Raw genomic sequence first — 15,970 nt, forward strand, 5'->3', positions numbered from 1 at the left:
AACAGTTTCATTTTCCCAGAGGGAGAGCGATGAGTATGGACGTCACCACAGGGGTCGTTCTCGCCGCCGGGGAGGGGACCCGGATGCGACCACTGACACATAACCGGCCGAAGACGATGCTTCCCGCCGCGGACCGCCCGATTCTGGAGCACGTCCTGAACGTACTCGTCGAGTGTGGACTCGAACGCATCTGTCTGGTCGTCGGCTACGAGCGCGACCGGGTGCAGGACCACTTCGGGCACGCCCACCGGGACGTCCCGCTCACGTACGTCCACCAGCGCAAACAGCTCGGCAGCGGCCACGCGCTCCAGCAGGCCGCCGGGGAGGTCGAGGGGCCGACGCTCGTGCTCAACGGCGACCGCGTCATCGACGAGCGCATCGTCTCGGACGTCCTCGGCGGATTCGAGGGCGAACCGACCGTCAGCGTGCTCGAGCACCCGACGCCCTCGGGGTACGGCGCGGTCCGCGTCGAGAACGGCCGCCTGACCGAACTCGTCGAGCGGCCCGACAGCGACGACTACCGGCTCATCAACGCCGGCGTCTACGCCTTCGACGAGCGGGTCTTCGACGCCATCGACCGGACGGCCCGCCGGGACGGAGAGCTCCAGTTGCCCGACGTCATCGGGACGCTGATGGGCGACGGCGACGTCCGCGCCGTCCGGACGGACGGCCTGTGGGCCGACGCCACCTACCCGTGGGACCTGCTGTACCTGAACCGGGAACTGCTCTCGCGGGGGCGCATCGAGCGGCCGCTCCGGAACGGGTCGGTCTGGGTCGCCGACAGCGCCCGCGTCCACGAGGCCGCCACGCTCCAGCCGCCGGTCGCGGTCGGTCCCGACGCCGAGATCGCCGCCGGCGCGGTCATCGGTCCCGACGTCACCGTCGGCCGGAACGGGACCGTGGGCGCCAACGCCACGCTCCGGAACGTCGTTCTGGACACGGACTGTCGGGTCGGCGACGGCGCGACGCTCGTCGACTGCGTCGCCGGCCAGGACGTCACCGTCGGCGCCGGGTCGGTCGTCTCCGGCGGTCCCGGCGACGTCCGCGTCGGGTCCCGTGTCTTCGAGGACCAGGCGCTCGGAGCCGTCCTGGCCGACCGCGCGACCGTCGGCGGCGGCGTCACGTTCGCGCCCGGGACGCTCGTCGGCGCTGGCACCGACGTCGACGACGGCGTCCACCTCTCCGGCACCGTCCCCAACGACGCGGAGGTGGTCCGCTGATGTGTGGCATCATCGGCTGTGTCGGATGCGGCGACGGGACGCTGTCGACGCTGTTGCACGGCCTCTCGAAACTGGAGTACCGGGGCTACGACTCGGCCGGCGTCGCCCTGGTCGGCGACGGCAGCCTGCGCGTCGCAAAGAAGGCCGGGAAACTGGACGCCCTCGAGGCGGCCGTCGAGGAGCGGGCGGACCTGGCGGGGACGGTCGGCATCGGCCACACCCGCTGGAGCACGCACGGCCCGCCGACCGACGACAACGCCCACCCCCACCAGGACTGCACGAAGCGGGTGGCGGTCGTCCATAACGGCATCATCGAGAACTACCAGTCGCTGCGGGACGAACTGGCCGAGTCGGGCCACGAGTTCGACAGCGACACCGACACCGAGGTCGTGCCCCACCTCGTCGAGGCGAGTCTGGAGGCCGGCCGCGACCCCGAGGCCGCCTTCCGGGACGCCGTCGCGCGGCTGGAGGGCAGTTTCGCGCTGGCCTGCGTCGTCGAGGGCACCGAGGCCGTCTTCGTCGCGCGCAACGACTCGCCGCTCGTCTTGGGCATCGGCGACGACGCGACCTACCTCGCCAGCGACGTGCCCGCATTCCGAGAGTTCACCGACCGGGTCGTCTACCTCGAGGACGGCGAGTTCGCCCGACTGACCGCCGACGGCTGGTCGGTCTCCGACGTCGACGGCACCCTCCGGGAGAAGACCGTCGACACCGTCGACTGGGACCCCGAGGACACCGGCAAGAGCGGCTACGATCACTTCATGCTCAAGGAGATCCACGAACAGCCGCGCGCGCTCCGGCAGTGTCTCCAGGGTCGCGTCGACGAACTCGGCGGCAGCGTCACGCTGGAGGAACTCGACGACCTCGACCTCGAGCGGGCCCACCTGGTCGCGGCGGGCACCAGCTACCACGCCGCCGTCTACGGCGCCCAACTGCTCCGCGACGACGGCGTGCCCGCCCAGGCGTTCCTCTCCCACGAGTACGCCACCTCGCCGCCGCCGACGGAGGACGCGACGGTCATCGGCGTCTCCCAGAGCGGCGAGACCGCAGACACGCTGGCGGCAACCCGGGAAGCCCAGCGCCGCGGCGCCGAGACGCTCGCCGTGACGAACACCGTCGGCTCGACGATGGCCCGCGAGTGCGACCACGTCTGCTACATCCGGTCCGGTCCCGAAATCGGCGTCGCCGCGACCAAGACCTTCGCCGGCCAGCAGACCGCGCTGAACCTGCTGACCCAGCACCTCTCGCCCGGTCCCGTCGACCGCGACCTCATCGCGGCGCTGCGGGACCTCCCGAGCGACGTCCAGGCGATTCTCGACGAGACCGACGCCGAGGCCGTCGGCGAGACCTACCTCGACAGCGACGCCTACTTCTTCATCGGCCGGGCGCTGAACTACCCCGTCGCCATGGAGGGCGCGCTGAAGATGAAGGAGATCACCTACAAGCACGCCGAGGGCTTCGCGGCCGGCGAACTCAAGCACGGGACGCTCGCCCTGGTGACGCCCGACACGCCGGTCATCGCGAACGTCATCGGCGACGGCGAACTCGCCCGCAAGACCGTCGGCAACGTGAAAGAGGTCGAGGCCCGCGACGCGCCCGTCGTCGCCGTGACCGACGGCCAGTCCGACGTCGAGCGGTACGCGAACCACGTCCTGGAGGTGCCCGAGACCCACCCGAGGGCCGCGGCCATCCTGGCGAACATCCAGCTCCAGCTGGTCGCCTACCACACCGCGGCGAAACTGGGCCGCTCCATCGACAAGCCGCGCAACCTCGCAAAGAGCGTCACCGTCGAGTAGTCAGCGGCGGTCGGGCGGCTCCGGCGGCTCGAAAACGGCCCGCAGCGCGGCCCCGACGCGCGTCTCCCCGAGTTCCTCCGCCGAGCGCCGCTCCCGCGAGACCAGCAGACCGACGCCGAGCGCGAGGAGCCAGCCGCCGAGGGTCCCGTTTCCCCCGAGGGCGACGGTCGAGACGACGCCGACGAGTGCGAGCGCGGCCAGCACCACCCCGGAGGCCCGCAGCGGTTCGGCTGCGAAGCGTGCCGACAGCCACGCGGCGGCGTCGGTCAAACCGACCGCCTCGGCCGCCCGGGTCCCCCGCTCCAGCGCCCGGAGGAGCGGCCCGACGGTGTAGGTCTCCCGGAGGTCGACGACCACTACCCCGGGGTCCGGCTCGGCCAGCAGCCAGCCGACGATTCGGGAGCCGTCGGCCCACCTCGAGAGCGTGGTCTCGACGTGTCGCGCGGCACTGACGAGGGCCGAGTCATCGAGCGCGGTCGTGAGCCGGTCCGCGAGTCCGTCGCTCATTCGCGGTCGACGACCGCCCCCTCGAACTCGTAGTCGTCCGTCCCGACGCCGAGTTCCCGCCCGAGACGCACCGGCCGGCCGCCGTAGTGGGGCGTACCGTCGACCGTCCGCGTCCGGAGGTCGAGCGTGACCCGGAGGTCGGTGTGGCTGTCGTTGCGCGCCGTCGCCTCGACGTCGGTGACGGTGGCGACGGCGGTGGAGCCGACGGTCACCTCGTCGCCGGCCGCGACGGCGTCGGCGACCGGCCGGCGGACCGTCGTTGCGACGGTGACCGGCGTCGTCGTCGGCGAGAACGTCCGGTCGACGTCCCGCTCGACGAGGCGCGTGGTCGCCCTCGCGGTGTCGTCGGCGACGACGACCCGGTCGCCGAGACGAACCGGTTCGTCCTCGTACCTGAACTCGTCGTCGGTCCTGCTGCCCTCCAGAGCGACCCGCAGGTAGACGCGGGGACCGGCGGTCCGGTAGACGTCGGTGACGGTCGCGGTCGCGTCCCGGCCGGTGCCAGCCAGGGTTCCCGATTCGAGTCCGACCTCGCCGGCCTCCAGCGCGGTCGCGGAGGCGTTCTCCGAGACGAGCGTTACGTGCATCGTCTCGCCCGAGGCGTCGTCGCCACCGCCGAAGACCAGCGCCGCGCCGGCGACGACGACCGCGAGCGCGAAGACGACCACCAGGGCGTCGACGACGTTGACCGCGCCGAACAGCCGCCCCTCCTCGTCGAGGAGTTCCATTCGGGCGGAACTCCGGGGGGAGTCACTAACCAGTTTCGCTCGTCACCCGAGAGCGACGCCCCCGACGACCGCCAGCCCGCCGAGAACGACACAGACCGCCCAGAAGGGCACCCGCTCGACGAACCGCACCAGGGCGTCGATGGTGAGGTAGCCGACGACGGCGCTGGTCGCCAGCGCGACGGCGGCCGTCGCCGGTGCGATTCCGGGGACGCCCCCCGAGGTGAAGATGACGAGGAGGGCGGCCCCCAGACTGGCCGGGATCGAGAGCAGAAAGGAGAGCCGAAGCGAGGCCGGCCCCTCGTAGCCGCGGAGCAACAGCACCGAGACGGTCGTCCCCGAGCGGGAGACGCCGGGCAGGACCGCGAGTCCCTGCAGGGCGCCGACGAGGAGCGTGTCGCCGAAGGTGGGCGTCTCCCTGCCGGCGAAGGCGAGCGAGTCACCTGCCCGCTGGAGCAGCCCCGTCAACACCAGGAGGCCGCCGACGACGGCGAGGAAGACGCCGCCGGCGAGGCCGGCGACCGTCTCCCGGAACGCGAAGTAGGCCGGAATCCCGACGACCCCGGTCGCGGCGCTTGCGACCACGAGGAAGGTGAGGTCAGCGTGTTCCGCTTCGTAAGCGGTCTCGGGCCGCCACGTTGGGGTGGTCTCAAGCGCCGCCGCGATGTCGGCCCGGTAGTACGCCGTCGCCGAGAACAGCGTCCCCACCTGGACGAAGAGTGCGAGATCGACGGCGACCGCCGGGTCGACGTCGGTGACGAGCGTGAGGAGAAGCGCCACGTTGCCCTGGCTGGAGACGGGCAGCCACTCGAGGACGCCCTGTACGAGGCCCACCAGCAGCGCGACCGCCAGGTCCGACCAGAGCACGTCCGGAAGTCTGGCGGGTGGGGAGAAAACGGCGGTGGTTCGCGGCGGTGGTCGTCTCCAGTCTCTCTATCGTCCGTCCGGCGCTACCCGTGGGTCGCCTCGTCGCCCCAGACGAACTCCTCCTCGAGGGCGCTGTAACACGAGTCACAGAGGTACACCTCGTCGGAGTCGTCGTTGCGGGTCAGAAGCTCCCGCGGTTCGGCGTCGGAGGCTCTACAGTTCTCACATCGGTCGGCCATGCAAGGAGGGATGCGTCTCGGGAATATATATGCGGCCGGGCGTTTTCAGTTCGTGAAATAGCTCGGGAAAGCGACGTAGTGGGTGGCGGCGCACGATGAAAGCGGATTCCACTGAGACCTAAACCGCTTCGTTGTGCCGTCTCGCACACCTATCTCGAATTGTACAATCGTTTTGCCTTCCGCAAAAGTACCAGCTCTCGTGCGCGTACGCCTTGTACTGTCCGTTCGAAGGGTCATTGTTCGTCCAGAAGCTCTGATGCTCCGACTCTCGTCCAGGGTGGAGCGCATCCGAGTCCCTCGAAACGTCGATACACCCCCGCTCTGTCGGGTGTATCCCGGATATTGGAAGAACGAGTCTGAACCAGTTCAGGGGAGGAGGCGCTCGAAACGCCCGGATTCCAGACATCGGTTCTCTGAGGGGCGTACGCTGGCGGTGAGAGGAAATCGTTCGGACGTGAGCGTGAGTGTACGGAGCCGTTCGCCACCCTAACAGCCCGCTCGGCGAGGATGAGACGGCGAGGCAAAGATTCGGGGATGTACACAGATTCCGAGTGGACCAACGCGTATAAACGGCGAGAGGGGAAAGACACCTTCGATGAGTGACGGCGAGGACGTCAGCCGGCGCGAGCAATTTCGGGCGCTGGTGCGGGTCGCCCGGTACAGGCCGACGCTCACAGCTGGCATCGTCGCCGGGGGCGTCTTCGCGGCGCTACTCGAGGGAGTCGGACTGGGGTTCATTTTGCCTATCGTCGAGATCGTGCAGTCGCCCGGGAATCCGGCGCAGCAGGCCGACGGGATACTGCTTGGGTTCGTTCGGGTCTACCAGTTCCTCGGCATTCCGTTCACGCTCGGGTTCGTCGTCGCCGGTGTGAGCCTCGTGTTGACAGTTCGGTGGACGACGACGTTTCTCGTCAGGTGGCTCCGGAGTGCGCTTGCCATCGATTACACCCGAGAGCTTCAGGAACGGGCGTTCGACAACGCCCTGGATGCTCGAATCGAGTACTTCGACCAGGAGGGCTCCGACGATATACTCAACGCCATCGTGACGCAGGCGGAGTACGCCGGACGGACGATACGGTACGTCATCAACTTTGTTGAGCAGGGGCTCCTTGCATTTATGTACCTCGTGGTTGCGCTCGTTATCGCACCGTGGCTGGCATTTTTTTCCATCGTCTTCCTCGGGGGGTTTGCGGTACTATTCCGAGTCGCTATCGAATCGGGCTACTCCCTCGGCGATAGGGTCGCCGACGCCAACGAGCGGGTCCAGGAAGCGGCTCAAGCAGGGACCCAAGGAATCCGAGATACGAAGCTATTTGGGCTGAAGGGCGAGCTATTCAACGATTTCCAAACGTCAGTCAACCAATATGCGACTTCACTAATCAGACAGCGTCGCAACGAGGAGATTATACAGAATTTCTATAACCTCCTGACCGCGGTTTCAGTCTTTCTATTGATTTTCGTCGCGATCACGTTCGCGAACCTTTCGCTCGGCGCACTCGGGGTCTTTCTATTCGCGATGTTCCGGCTCGGACCGAAAGCCAGCAGCCTGAACTCGAAGTTTTACCGTATCGAGAACCACCTTCCGCATCTCGTCCGGACTCAAACGTTCATCAACGACCTCAAGCGGAATTCCGAGCCGACGGCTGCCTCAGAACCAGTACCGGAAGAAGTACGGACCGTGGAGTTCGACGATATCCGGTTCTCCTACAGGGGGCAGGATGAAGAAGCCCTGAAGGGAGTATCCTTCGAGTTCGATAAGGGCGATTTCATCGGATTTGTGGGAGAGTCCGGCGCGGGAAAATCTACCATCGTCTCGATGCTGGTGCGGATGTACGAACCCGACTCCGGAGCGATACGGATCAACGGCAGACCGATACACAAGATGGACATACAGGAGTGGCGCTCGAAGGTCTCAGTAGTTCGCCAAGACCCATTCATCTTCAACGACACCTTGAGGTATAACCTCACTATCGGAAACCGGGACGTTTCCGACGCGGAATTAAACAGGGTCGCCTGTATTGCCAAAATCAACGAGTTTCTTGATCAATTACCCAACGGGTACGATTCGCAAATAGGGGACAACGGTGTTCGGTTGTCTGGAGGACAACGGCAACGCGTTGCTTTAGCTCGTGCCTTGATTAAGGATGCAGATATATTAATTCTGGATGAAGCAACAAGCGATCTAGACTCGAATTTAGAAAAGCAAGTTCACAAAGCCATTATAGAGATGCAAGAGGATTATGCTATTGTCGCAGTTTCTCATGTATTCTCAAGCATACAAAATTCAGACAACATATTCACAATTATAGATGGGAAAGTGAAAGAATCAGGCAAACATGGAGAGCTGATCGAGGAAGGTGGGAAATATTCAACATTACATGGTTTACAAACAGGGGAAGAACTATCTGATTAGTTACTATACCCAAGATAGGATTTTACTCCAAAATAGAAATATAACATCATTTTCTGAAATAATCTCGGGCAAGTCACGTCGCTTCGACAAGAGCTGTGGGAGAATCAGTTGAATTATCCATGACAAGGTCATTATTCAGAGACTTCCACTGAGAATTCTCTCGGTGATTCTGAATTTGAAGATCATATCCATGTGTCTGCAAGAAATCTTGGAGCTCCGTCCAATGTTTTCCCCCTTGAAGCTTTTCTGGATGGAGCTCAATTAAAAAAGTAGTTTCCGACTCCAGCAATGATGTGGCACCCTTGACTGCTTCAAATTCTTGTCCTTCTATATCTATTGTTACAACATTCGGTAGTATTCTATTTTCGAAAATTTCGTTCAGACACGCCCCATCTTCTGACCCAGAATCTATGAACGCTTCTATCACTTCCACCTCTTTCGGCACATTTCTTTTTAGTATCTCGGAACGGAATGGTGAGGCTTCCACCAAGACAATTTGATTTGGAGGGACGCCAGCAAGGAGGGCTAACTTGCAATTGTACCCGTAACCTGCCCCGACATCTAAAAAATGACTCTCCGAATCCAGTAATTCGATTAATCGGTCGACTAAGCCGGGTTCGTAGAGACAGGGACTCCGCTCCGATATTAGCCCTGCAGACTTTGGAACTTCAAGCGTAAAATCGCCATAATCGCTGCAGAACGAGAGTGTTTCCAAGCGGGTGTATTTGCCCCGGTATCGCTGTACGGGTTCGCTGTAGTATATTTGACCAATATGTGTGCGCTTTAGTCTATATCTAAGCGAATGGGGCAAAGTTCTTCTGACTTTATCAATCATCATAGTCAATCAAAAAGAGCACTTGCACATTTACTTATCGGGATCGTGTTTACGAGGACATATTTATTTCAACTTGGATAGTTGCTCCAGAACTCCTTTGACTACTCCGGTGATTCCTTCGTTTTTATACCGAGTTCTAATTTTATTTGCGTACGTTCTGCTGTGGATAACATTGTAACCCCCGGTTCCATTGGGCGCAAATGAACGAGCAATAGTTTGATTGTTTAGGGTGTTTCGTGCTTCTTCAATAGAGTATTGTTCGACAGCACCTTCAGAACTGACGTCTAATATTCTACCATGGAAACAAATGATTTGCCCTACCGCCAATCCAGGATACCTAAATTTGCAATTATATTCGGGAGGTAATGTAGCGACTCGCAAGTCACTATGATATAGGGTATGTCTGAAACTTGGCTGATCACCTGGCCGAAGATTTGTCCGTTCCTGATACGTTCTTTTCCACCGGTCAATAAATGATTTAACATTAAGTGACTTTTTGAATGCTATAATCCCTGTATTGTATTCCGGGAAGGTTTTGGGTACATCTGGATTTTCATAAGCCATCCGGCTGTAATTATCATGGTTATGAACAGCAGCTATATCAAATTGATCTAGGATTTCGAACACCGGGTCTAAATCGCCATCAACCCAAATATCTGTATCCATGTACAAAGATCGATCAAATGGCAACTCCAACGCGCCCGGTTTATCAGCGAAGGAACCCGATAAGGAAGTTTCGATACTCAAATCAAACACATCTGATACTTCAGAAGTGTCATCGGTTATAATTCCAATAGTAAGATCTGGGTTTGATTCTCGAACAGAATAAGCTGAGAGCTCAGCTTCGGCAAGTAATTGGTCTGCTGCACAGATATATACAACTCCTCGGGTCATGTCTATATTAGAGGGTGCATTGATAATGAGTGTTCACTAATCATAGAAGCGCAGTTTGCAGATATATTCAACAGACAACAACAGTCGAATCGTTATTTTACCAGTAGCGTTGTAGCGCAAAACACAGGCAAACACGAAATCATAATAATGATAAATGATAACAGTCTACGATGACAACAATAGATACTAATCTGCCATGAAATTAGCTGTCCGGGACGATGATACCTGTTTCTACACCTCACCATCAACTCTACGGGAAGTATATGAAGAATTTTGGGATGACATTCCAATCACGTTAGCCTGTGTCCCGAATGTGGCGGCAGATGCGGATGTAGTGATCGATATTGAAGATACAGAAACAAATCGAAAAATTACAGAAAACCGAAGTCTAGTTGAATTTATACAACACCAAATTAAATGCGGCAGGTTCGAAGTTGCACTTCATGGGTACCATCATAATACACCAAATGATAAACCTGAATACGTTAGTGGTGGAAAACTAAAAGAAAAAACCGCACATGGTGTAGAAATTCTTAGTGACGGATTTGATATAGAGATAGACGTATTTGTCCCTCCACACGTTAGGCTCTCAAATAGAGGCCTGAAAGCTATTGCACATGAGGGACTTAATGTGGCAAGAGGACGGGGACCACGCCCAAGAGAATTACAGATGAGTCCTCAGTGGATTACTACGTACGGACAACTTCTTAGTTTCTATCTACAGAAGGGCCGTCAATACCGATACCCATTCCCTCTCGACTATGGGACTCATCAAGAAGTTTACTGTCACAGAATAAATGAAAATTCAAATATGAAAGAAATAAAGAAATCGTTTGATTATGTTTATAAAAACGATGGGGTATTCTGTGTTTCAGCTCATGCAGCAGCACTTTCAAAGGAAGGACGTAAGAAGCTAAGGCAGGTACTCAGGTACGCGATCGATCACGAAGTAGAGCCAGTATCAATAAGAGAATTGTTGAACACCTCTCAGTCAAGTATGCAATTGAAGAGTTTTATTACTGGTAAATAATTGGACATTTAACTATGTATAATCCGTCTCAGATGTTGCAAGCGGCTAAAAATCCGAAAAAGATTGCAAGAGAGCTCAACAGGATAGGTCACACCAGAGGCTATCTTCGTAATTGCCACCCAAAATCAATTAATATCATAGAAGAAGATTGGGACAATTTGATAATTCTGGACGCCTGTCGGTATGACAAATTTAAGAAAATTAACGACATTAATGCAAATTGTACCTATAAGTACTCAAATTCGTCAACAACCCGTGATTTCATTAGGAACAATTTTTTTGGGAAAAAAATGCTTGATACAGTCTATATCGGTGCCAATAGCTGGTACTTAAAATTGAAAGGGCAAATTAATTCAGAAATATACAAGTTTGTGAATTTGCAAGGAGATAGCAGGGATATAGATTACGCATTTGATGATCTGAAAGTAGCCAATCCTTCTACAGTTACACGCTATGCCAAGCAAAATTCAAACAAACACCCTCAAAAAAGACTCATTATACACTACCTTCAGCCACATCATCCGTTTCTCGGGGAGACAGGGAAACAACTGAATCAGACCTCATCCTCAATCAGCACGGTCATGTCCGACTCGTCTGTTAGTCGGAACACATTAATGAATGCTTATGAAGAAAATTTATCAATTGTTCTTGAGGAAGTTAAAAATCTCTTATCATTCTTGCAGGGAAAGACAGTTGTAACAGCTGATCATGGCGAAATGCTTGGAGAACGTCATGATTACATCCCCCTTCGAGACTATGGACACCACAGCCATATTTTCAACAAACCAACAATAAAGATACCCTGGTTAAAAATAAACAACGGAGCTAGAAAAGAGATCACCTCAGCTGGGTGTAGTATGAATGAAGGGTACGACGATAAAGAAATTAAATCTAATCTAAAAGACTTGGGATATACATTTTAAATGATTAGCTTATTTTCAAAATTTTATAACCATCTACTATTCAGTGTGGCTCAAATCTCTAATCACGTCTACCACTCGGTTCGAGTGCCGTTTCCACGAATACCTTTCTGCAGTTTCGATTGCAGAATCCCCCATTCGTTTGCAAATTTCGGGATTATTTTTCAAATATCTAATCTTATTAGCTAAGAGTTCAGGGTCTCTTGGCGGTATAACAAATCCTTCTTCTCCATCAGTAATAACATCGTTAATTCCAGAATTAGTCGTAACGATAACCGGAAGACCTGCTGCCATCGCCTCTAGCGGAGCCTTTGGGAACCCTTCAGATAAACTCGGAAATACGAACACATTAGCTTCTGATAAGTACTCACGCGGGTCAACATGTCCCGGCATGACCACATCCTTCGGGGGGTTCTCAATGACTTTCTTAATATTATCCGATATATTTCCACATAAAAGTAATTTACTATTATCCAGCTCTAATTTATCCCATGCGATTAACAAATACCGTATTCCCTTGAGCAAGTTTATACTACCCACATAGATAGCCGAGAATTCTCCGGATTTGGGTTCACATTTCTCGGGATAATCATCAACATTTACACCTTGCGGGATTACAGATATTTTCTTTTTATCTATACCTGCCTGTACATATGACCTCTTTACGAAATTTGATAGTGCTATTATATGATCAGCCTTACTTAATGTTTGTCTACGATGCTCAGCCCGTCGGTGGGAGCAGAGTTCAGTAGATAACTCTATCCCGGCCCGCTCCGCTTCGTTAATTCGCCGTTTGAGACTTGAACTTACCAGTTCAGTTGGTCCTCGTACAATAACCCGGGTTTTCGAGGCGGTGTTTGATTCGACTGTCCTGATCAGTCCGGGCTGGTAATGAAAGTGTAAATCGGCAAAGTCATTTTTAGCCAGAACAGAAGAGAAATAATCGAATATAGTCTCTGAAACATATCTGTCTGGAAAGCCTGACGAAAGCCGTCCTATACCACTAAGTGCTCGAGGGATTTTTCTCCCGCCAATTATGGGTTTAGATACATTATATTCCACCGACTTCTCAATTCCACGAGCGTAAACGGTATTTAATATGCCAGCCGAATCTAGTTCCCGTCCAAGATATGTTAGGGGCTGGCCAGGCTGCGAACCAATATCAGCATAGCCGAATACGCTCACCTCCATAAGAGTATGAGAGAGTAGATCATCGATAACTCTATTGGTACGAACCGATACATTACCAACATTGTAGCCGACAATAATCAAAAATGGACAAAAATTTAGAAATCTGCTTTATTGCGCCATATTTATATAAATATCTGGACGAGAAAGAGAACAAACCAGCAGGAGGAGCGCAAAGACAGCAATACTTGCTAGCGTCAGAATTGAAAAACAGAGGATATTCAATCAAGCTTTTGGTCGAAGATGTTGGGCAGGATAAAGAGCAGTCCATCGAGGATATGTTAGTTGTTTCCGGATGCCCTACCAATATTTCTTCATTTTTCAAAATTCCCCAGCAGATCTGTTTACTGTGGCATGCTATTTATACCATTGATGCAGATATTTATTATGTTAGAGGGGCGCCCCGTCTGACGATCGCAGTCGGCATAGGATGTAAGCTACTTGGTAAAAATTTTGTTTTTTGCGCCGCAAACGATTCAGACATTTTCAAGAGTCATCTTCAGGAAAAATATACAAAGCCAGTTAGAAAAGCATATTTTTGGACGATACGGAATGCTGATACCGTGATTTCACAGACAAACCGACAACGATCACAAATGGAGTCAGATTTTAATATCGATAGTGTACGTATTCCGAATGGTTATACAATTCCTGACTCAAAGTGTTTGCTTCACCACGAGGAGCGACAATTCGTTTTGTGGGTAGGAAGCAGTGATCCTAATCAGAAGCGCCCTGAGAAATTCCTCAAGTTGGCAAAAAGTCTCCCTGAAGAAGATTTTGTAATGATATCAAAGCCCCACCCAGGAAGAGAAAAATATCACGATGAGCTAAAAAACAGAGCAGAAAATATAGATAACATTTATTTCTTAGGTACAACGCCACCAGACTTAGTCCATGAGTACCACAGGCGTGCTAAGGTTTTTATAAATACCTCCGCATATGAAGGCTTCCCAAATACCTTTCTCGAAGCGTGGCGTTTTGCTACGCCGATCGTCTCACTATCGTTTGATGTTGATCAAATACTTAGGACGAAAGAAGTCGGGATGCACTCGGGTAGTCAAGCACAGTTAGAAGAAGATACGGAGTTACTTCTCTCCGCTCCTGAACGCCGAAATCAGATGGGTCAAAATGGCAGGGAATTGTTGAAGGAGAAGTATTCACTCTCATCCGTTACTGACAGGTATGAAGAGGTGTTCAAATGTATTTAGTAGATACTGGAATTCCGGACCCACCTGATAATTGGATGAAACATGAATACCCAATATAAAGCATATCTGGTATGCATTTTATGTTATATATCAACACGAACGTTCGGTGTTGCACTAACGACGCTAACGGATTTAAACACGTACGCCCAAGCAGATGTTGAACAATTCTGGAAGGCATCCTACTTCATATTTGAGAGTCTAGCCCGGGGCAGCTATTCCACTTCACCGGAATTTTCTGGAATCGATAATATCTGGGGATCGTTCCTTGCCCCTTTCTGGTTTTTGCCTGGCCCCAATCGCGTCTATGCACGTATTGGCATGGCTCTACTTGCAGGTGTTGCAGTATACAATGTCTACATCATAACACGTGCATACGGATCACATAGAGCAGCGGTTTACGCTGTTACCCCGCCTATATTTTATCCGAGTTTCATTCTCATACACAGTACGGTCCTCCGAGAGGCGGCTGTTCTTTTCGGACTCACCACAGGAGCGCGCTTTTTCATCGCCCCTTCAGATAGGTTGACACTGCCAACAAACTACCTCCTCGCGGTCTCCTTTTTATTGCTATCAGCATTGCTCCGTTCAGAAAACCTGCCGGTGATTGCCATATTACTGGGTATTGCCCTCACACTCAAGTATCGAGGTGTTATAACAGATTCCACAGCTAGATACTTACTCGTACCTATTGGCTCTGCTGCAGCCGTTATATCTTATTCGCGAATCAAAATATTACTCCAATCGCTAGCAACACTCCGTCGGAAGAGAGCCCGTGGACGGACCGAGTACTTGGGACATGTGTTTCCTGAAACCGTACCTGCAGCGGTCGCTTTCAGCTGGGTCGGAGCAGTGTATTTCCTTTTTACTCCGTTTCCCTGGATGGTTGAGGAAATAACTGGATTCGTTGCTCTCTTTGAGGCGGTTGGAAACGTGGTCTACGCACTCTTTGGTATTGTCGGAGCACGAACGCTCTGGAGGCGTAATCTCGCTGTCGGAGTTACACTAACTATGGGTGTACTCCTCGGAGCCATTCTCTATGGCTTGGGGACTGCGAATGTCGGGACGGCTATTCGGCATCGGCAAATGATACTCTGGGCGCTGTTTATATTAGGCGGAATAGGCATATCCGAAACGGTTCAGCTGAAGGCCTGAAGGATAGCCAAATGAAATATTTCATTTCGCATTTCAGAATTTCATCGACGCGACTTCTTCCATCGGCCGAACAACGAGACGCCCGTCGGAGACCAGTTCCCTCGCCGTTTCCAGCACCCGCTCGAATCGACGAAGCTCCGCGTCGGGGTCACCAGCGAGGTTGAACGGGTGAAACCACAGGTGGAACACCTTCCCGGTCCGGGCCGCGCGTCGCAGGCCGCGCTTCGCGCGAGCGACACTACTCCCCGGCGGTGTGTATTTCCAGCCGCCCCGTCTCGGCCGGAAGGGCTGTGAGCCGGGAAGATTCACGAGGTCGCCCGCCGACCTCGGTTCGACGACCGGCGGGGTCCGGCGGGTCGCCTCATCGACGAATCGCAGCGGCGGTTTCACCGCCTCGGGCGTCGGCGGATGCTCGTACCAGCGTGCGTCCACGCCGCGGTAGACGCGGATACCATATTCGGCGAGCACGTCGAGATGTCCGACATCGTTCCGCGGGAAGACGAAGCTCTCGGGGGACACACCAAACCCTTCGAGCGTCTCGACGGCCGCCTCGAGTTCCTCCACCGCATTCTGTCTCGAACAGCCCTCGGCACCGAGTTGCATGTGCGTCGCCCCGTGGAGCCCGATCTCCTGATCGGTCTCGCAGGACCGTATCCGGTCGACGAGCCAGGGGGCGGACCACAACTCCCGGTCGAGACCGCTCGAACAGGGCAAGGAGCCGAACCAGTCGTCGACCCCCGGCAGCGATGGGGGATTTCGGTCGCCGTGGTCGCCGTCGCAATCGACCAGGAGGTGAGAGACGACCGCCCACGTCGCCGGAATCCGGTACTCGTCGAGCAGCGCACAGAGCCGGTCGATGACCTCGGGCGTCCGCCGGTAGGCCGCCTCGTACCGCTCGACGCGCTCGACGTCGAAGGTACCCCACGCCAGTTCCGTGTCCAGCGAGAGCGTGAACACGCCCCTGTCTTCGTCCATG

Annotated in this window: 15 protein-coding genes; 7 read left to right on the forward strand and 8 right to left on the reverse strand. The window is 55.2% G+C overall.

The annotated features are described in order from the left end of the window. The first annotated feature begins 35 nt into the window (after nt 1-35). Together NLF94_RS05660 and glmS are read left to right on the forward strand one after the other, a co-directional pair. Nucleotides 36-1,220 carry a sugar phosphate nucleotidyltransferase gene (locus NLF94_RS05660; protein ID WP_254840495.1) on the forward strand — a complete coding sequence of 395 codons (1,185 nt, stop codon included), beginning with the start codon at nt 36-38 and terminating at the stop codon, nt 1,218-1,220. Next, the gene (gene glmS, locus NLF94_RS05665; protein ID WP_254840496.1) at nt 1,220-3,016 is read left to right on the forward strand and encodes a glutamine--fructose-6-phosphate transaminase (isomerizing); all 1,797 of its coding nucleotides are present in this window, start codon (nt 1,220-1,222) and stop codon (nt 3,014-3,016) included. Before NLF94_RS05660 ends, glmS begins: the two co-directional genes overlap by 1 nt. Here the strand turns inward: glmS and NLF94_RS05670 are convergent, their stop codons facing one another. The 4 genes from NLF94_RS05670 to NLF94_RS05685 form a co-directional block, all read right to left on the reverse strand. Continuing rightward, nucleotides 3,017-3,523, reverse strand: a complete 507-nt coding sequence (locus NLF94_RS05670) for a hypothetical protein (RefSeq protein ID WP_254840497.1) — start codon at nt 3,521-3,523, stop codon at nt 3,017-3,019. After that, complete coding sequence (locus tag NLF94_RS05675; RefSeq protein ID WP_254840498.1) at nt 3,520-4,251, reverse strand: DUF4330 family protein; 732 nt, start codon at nt 4,249-4,251, stop codon at nt 3,520-3,522. The genes NLF94_RS05670 and NLF94_RS05675 overlap by 4 nt, the downstream gene beginning before the upstream one ends. Before the next feature lie 42 nt (nt 4,252-4,293). After that, nucleotides 4,294-5,115: an undecaprenyl-diphosphate phosphatase gene (locus NLF94_RS05680; protein WP_254840499.1), complete on the reverse strand. Its 822-nt coding sequence runs from the start codon at nt 5,113-5,115 to the stop codon at nt 4,294-4,296. Between the two features lie 83 nt (nt 5,116-5,198). Beyond that, nucleotides 5,199-5,354 carry a hypothetical protein gene (locus NLF94_RS05685; protein WP_254840500.1) on the reverse strand — a complete coding sequence of 52 codons (156 nt, stop codon included), beginning with the start codon at nt 5,352-5,354 and terminating at the stop codon, nt 5,199-5,201. Nucleotides 5,355-5,949: 595 nt separating this feature from the next. Between NLF94_RS05685 and NLF94_RS05690 the strand changes: the two genes are divergently transcribed. Then, complete coding sequence (locus NLF94_RS05690) at nt 5,950-7,767, forward strand: ABC transporter ATP-binding protein (protein WP_254840501.1); 1,818 nt, start codon at nt 5,950-5,952, stop codon at nt 7,765-7,767. A 73-nt stretch (nt 7,768-7,840) separates the two neighbouring features. On the opposite strand, the gene NLF94_RS05695 is transcribed toward NLF94_RS05690, so the two are convergent. Continuing rightward, a complete protein-coding gene (locus tag NLF94_RS05695) occupies nt 7,841-8,605 on the reverse strand; it encodes a class I SAM-dependent methyltransferase (protein WP_254840502.1) in 765 nt (254 codons plus the stop codon). A gap of 60 nt (nt 8,606-8,665) precedes the next feature. After that, a complete protein-coding gene (locus NLF94_RS05700; RefSeq protein WP_254840503.1) occupies nt 8,666-9,496 on the reverse strand; it encodes a putative nucleotide-diphospho-sugar transferase in 831 nt (276 codons plus the stop codon). 196 nt (nt 9,497-9,692) lie between these two features. Here NLF94_RS05700 and NLF94_RS05705 point away from each other — a divergent pair, with 196 nt between their 5' ends. Together NLF94_RS05705 and NLF94_RS05710 are read left to right on the forward strand one after the other, a co-directional pair. Continuing rightward, nucleotides 9,693-10,526: a DUF2334 domain-containing protein gene (locus NLF94_RS05705; protein ID WP_254840504.1), complete on the forward strand. Its 834-nt coding sequence runs from the start codon at nt 9,693-9,695 to the stop codon at nt 10,524-10,526. 32 nt (nt 10,527-10,558) lie between these two features. After that, nucleotides 10,559-11,449 (forward strand): alkaline phosphatase family protein, encoded by an 891-nt coding sequence (locus NLF94_RS05710; RefSeq protein WP_254840505.1) that lies wholly within the window; start codon nt 10,559-10,561, stop codon nt 11,447-11,449. Between the two features lie 36 nt (nt 11,450-11,485). Here the strand turns inward: NLF94_RS05710 and NLF94_RS05715 are convergent, their stop codons facing one another. Then, nucleotides 11,486-12,637, reverse strand: coding sequence for a glycosyltransferase (locus NLF94_RS05715; RefSeq protein WP_254840506.1), 1,152 nt, complete (start codon nt 12,635-12,637; stop codon nt 11,486-11,488). An 83-nt stretch (nt 12,638-12,720) separates the two neighbouring features. Between NLF94_RS05715 and NLF94_RS05720 the strand changes: the two genes are divergently transcribed. Together NLF94_RS05720 and NLF94_RS05725 are read left to right on the forward strand one after the other, a co-directional pair. Beyond that, nucleotides 12,721-13,842 (forward strand): glycosyltransferase family 4 protein, encoded by a 1,122-nt coding sequence (locus tag NLF94_RS05720; RefSeq protein WP_254840507.1) that lies wholly within the window; start codon nt 12,721-12,723, stop codon nt 13,840-13,842. A gap of 318 nt (nt 13,843-14,160) precedes the next feature. After that, nucleotides 14,161-14,994 carry a hypothetical protein gene (locus NLF94_RS05725; RefSeq protein ID WP_254840508.1) on the forward strand — a complete coding sequence of 278 codons (834 nt, stop codon included), beginning with the start codon at nt 14,161-14,163 and terminating at the stop codon, nt 14,992-14,994. A 33-nt stretch (nt 14,995-15,027) separates the two neighbouring features. Here the strand turns inward: NLF94_RS05725 and NLF94_RS05730 are convergent, their stop codons facing one another. Next, the gene (locus NLF94_RS05730; protein WP_254840509.1) at nt 15,028-15,969 is read right to left on the reverse strand and encodes a polysaccharide deacetylase family protein; all 942 of its coding nucleotides are present in this window, start codon (nt 15,967-15,969) and stop codon (nt 15,028-15,030) included. Nucleotide 15,970: the final 1 nt, after the last annotated feature.

It is taken from the genome of Natronomonas marina (assembly GCF_024298905.1).
GTDB lineage: Archaea > Halobacteriota > Halobacteria > Halobacteriales > Haloarculaceae > Natronomonas > Natronomonas marina.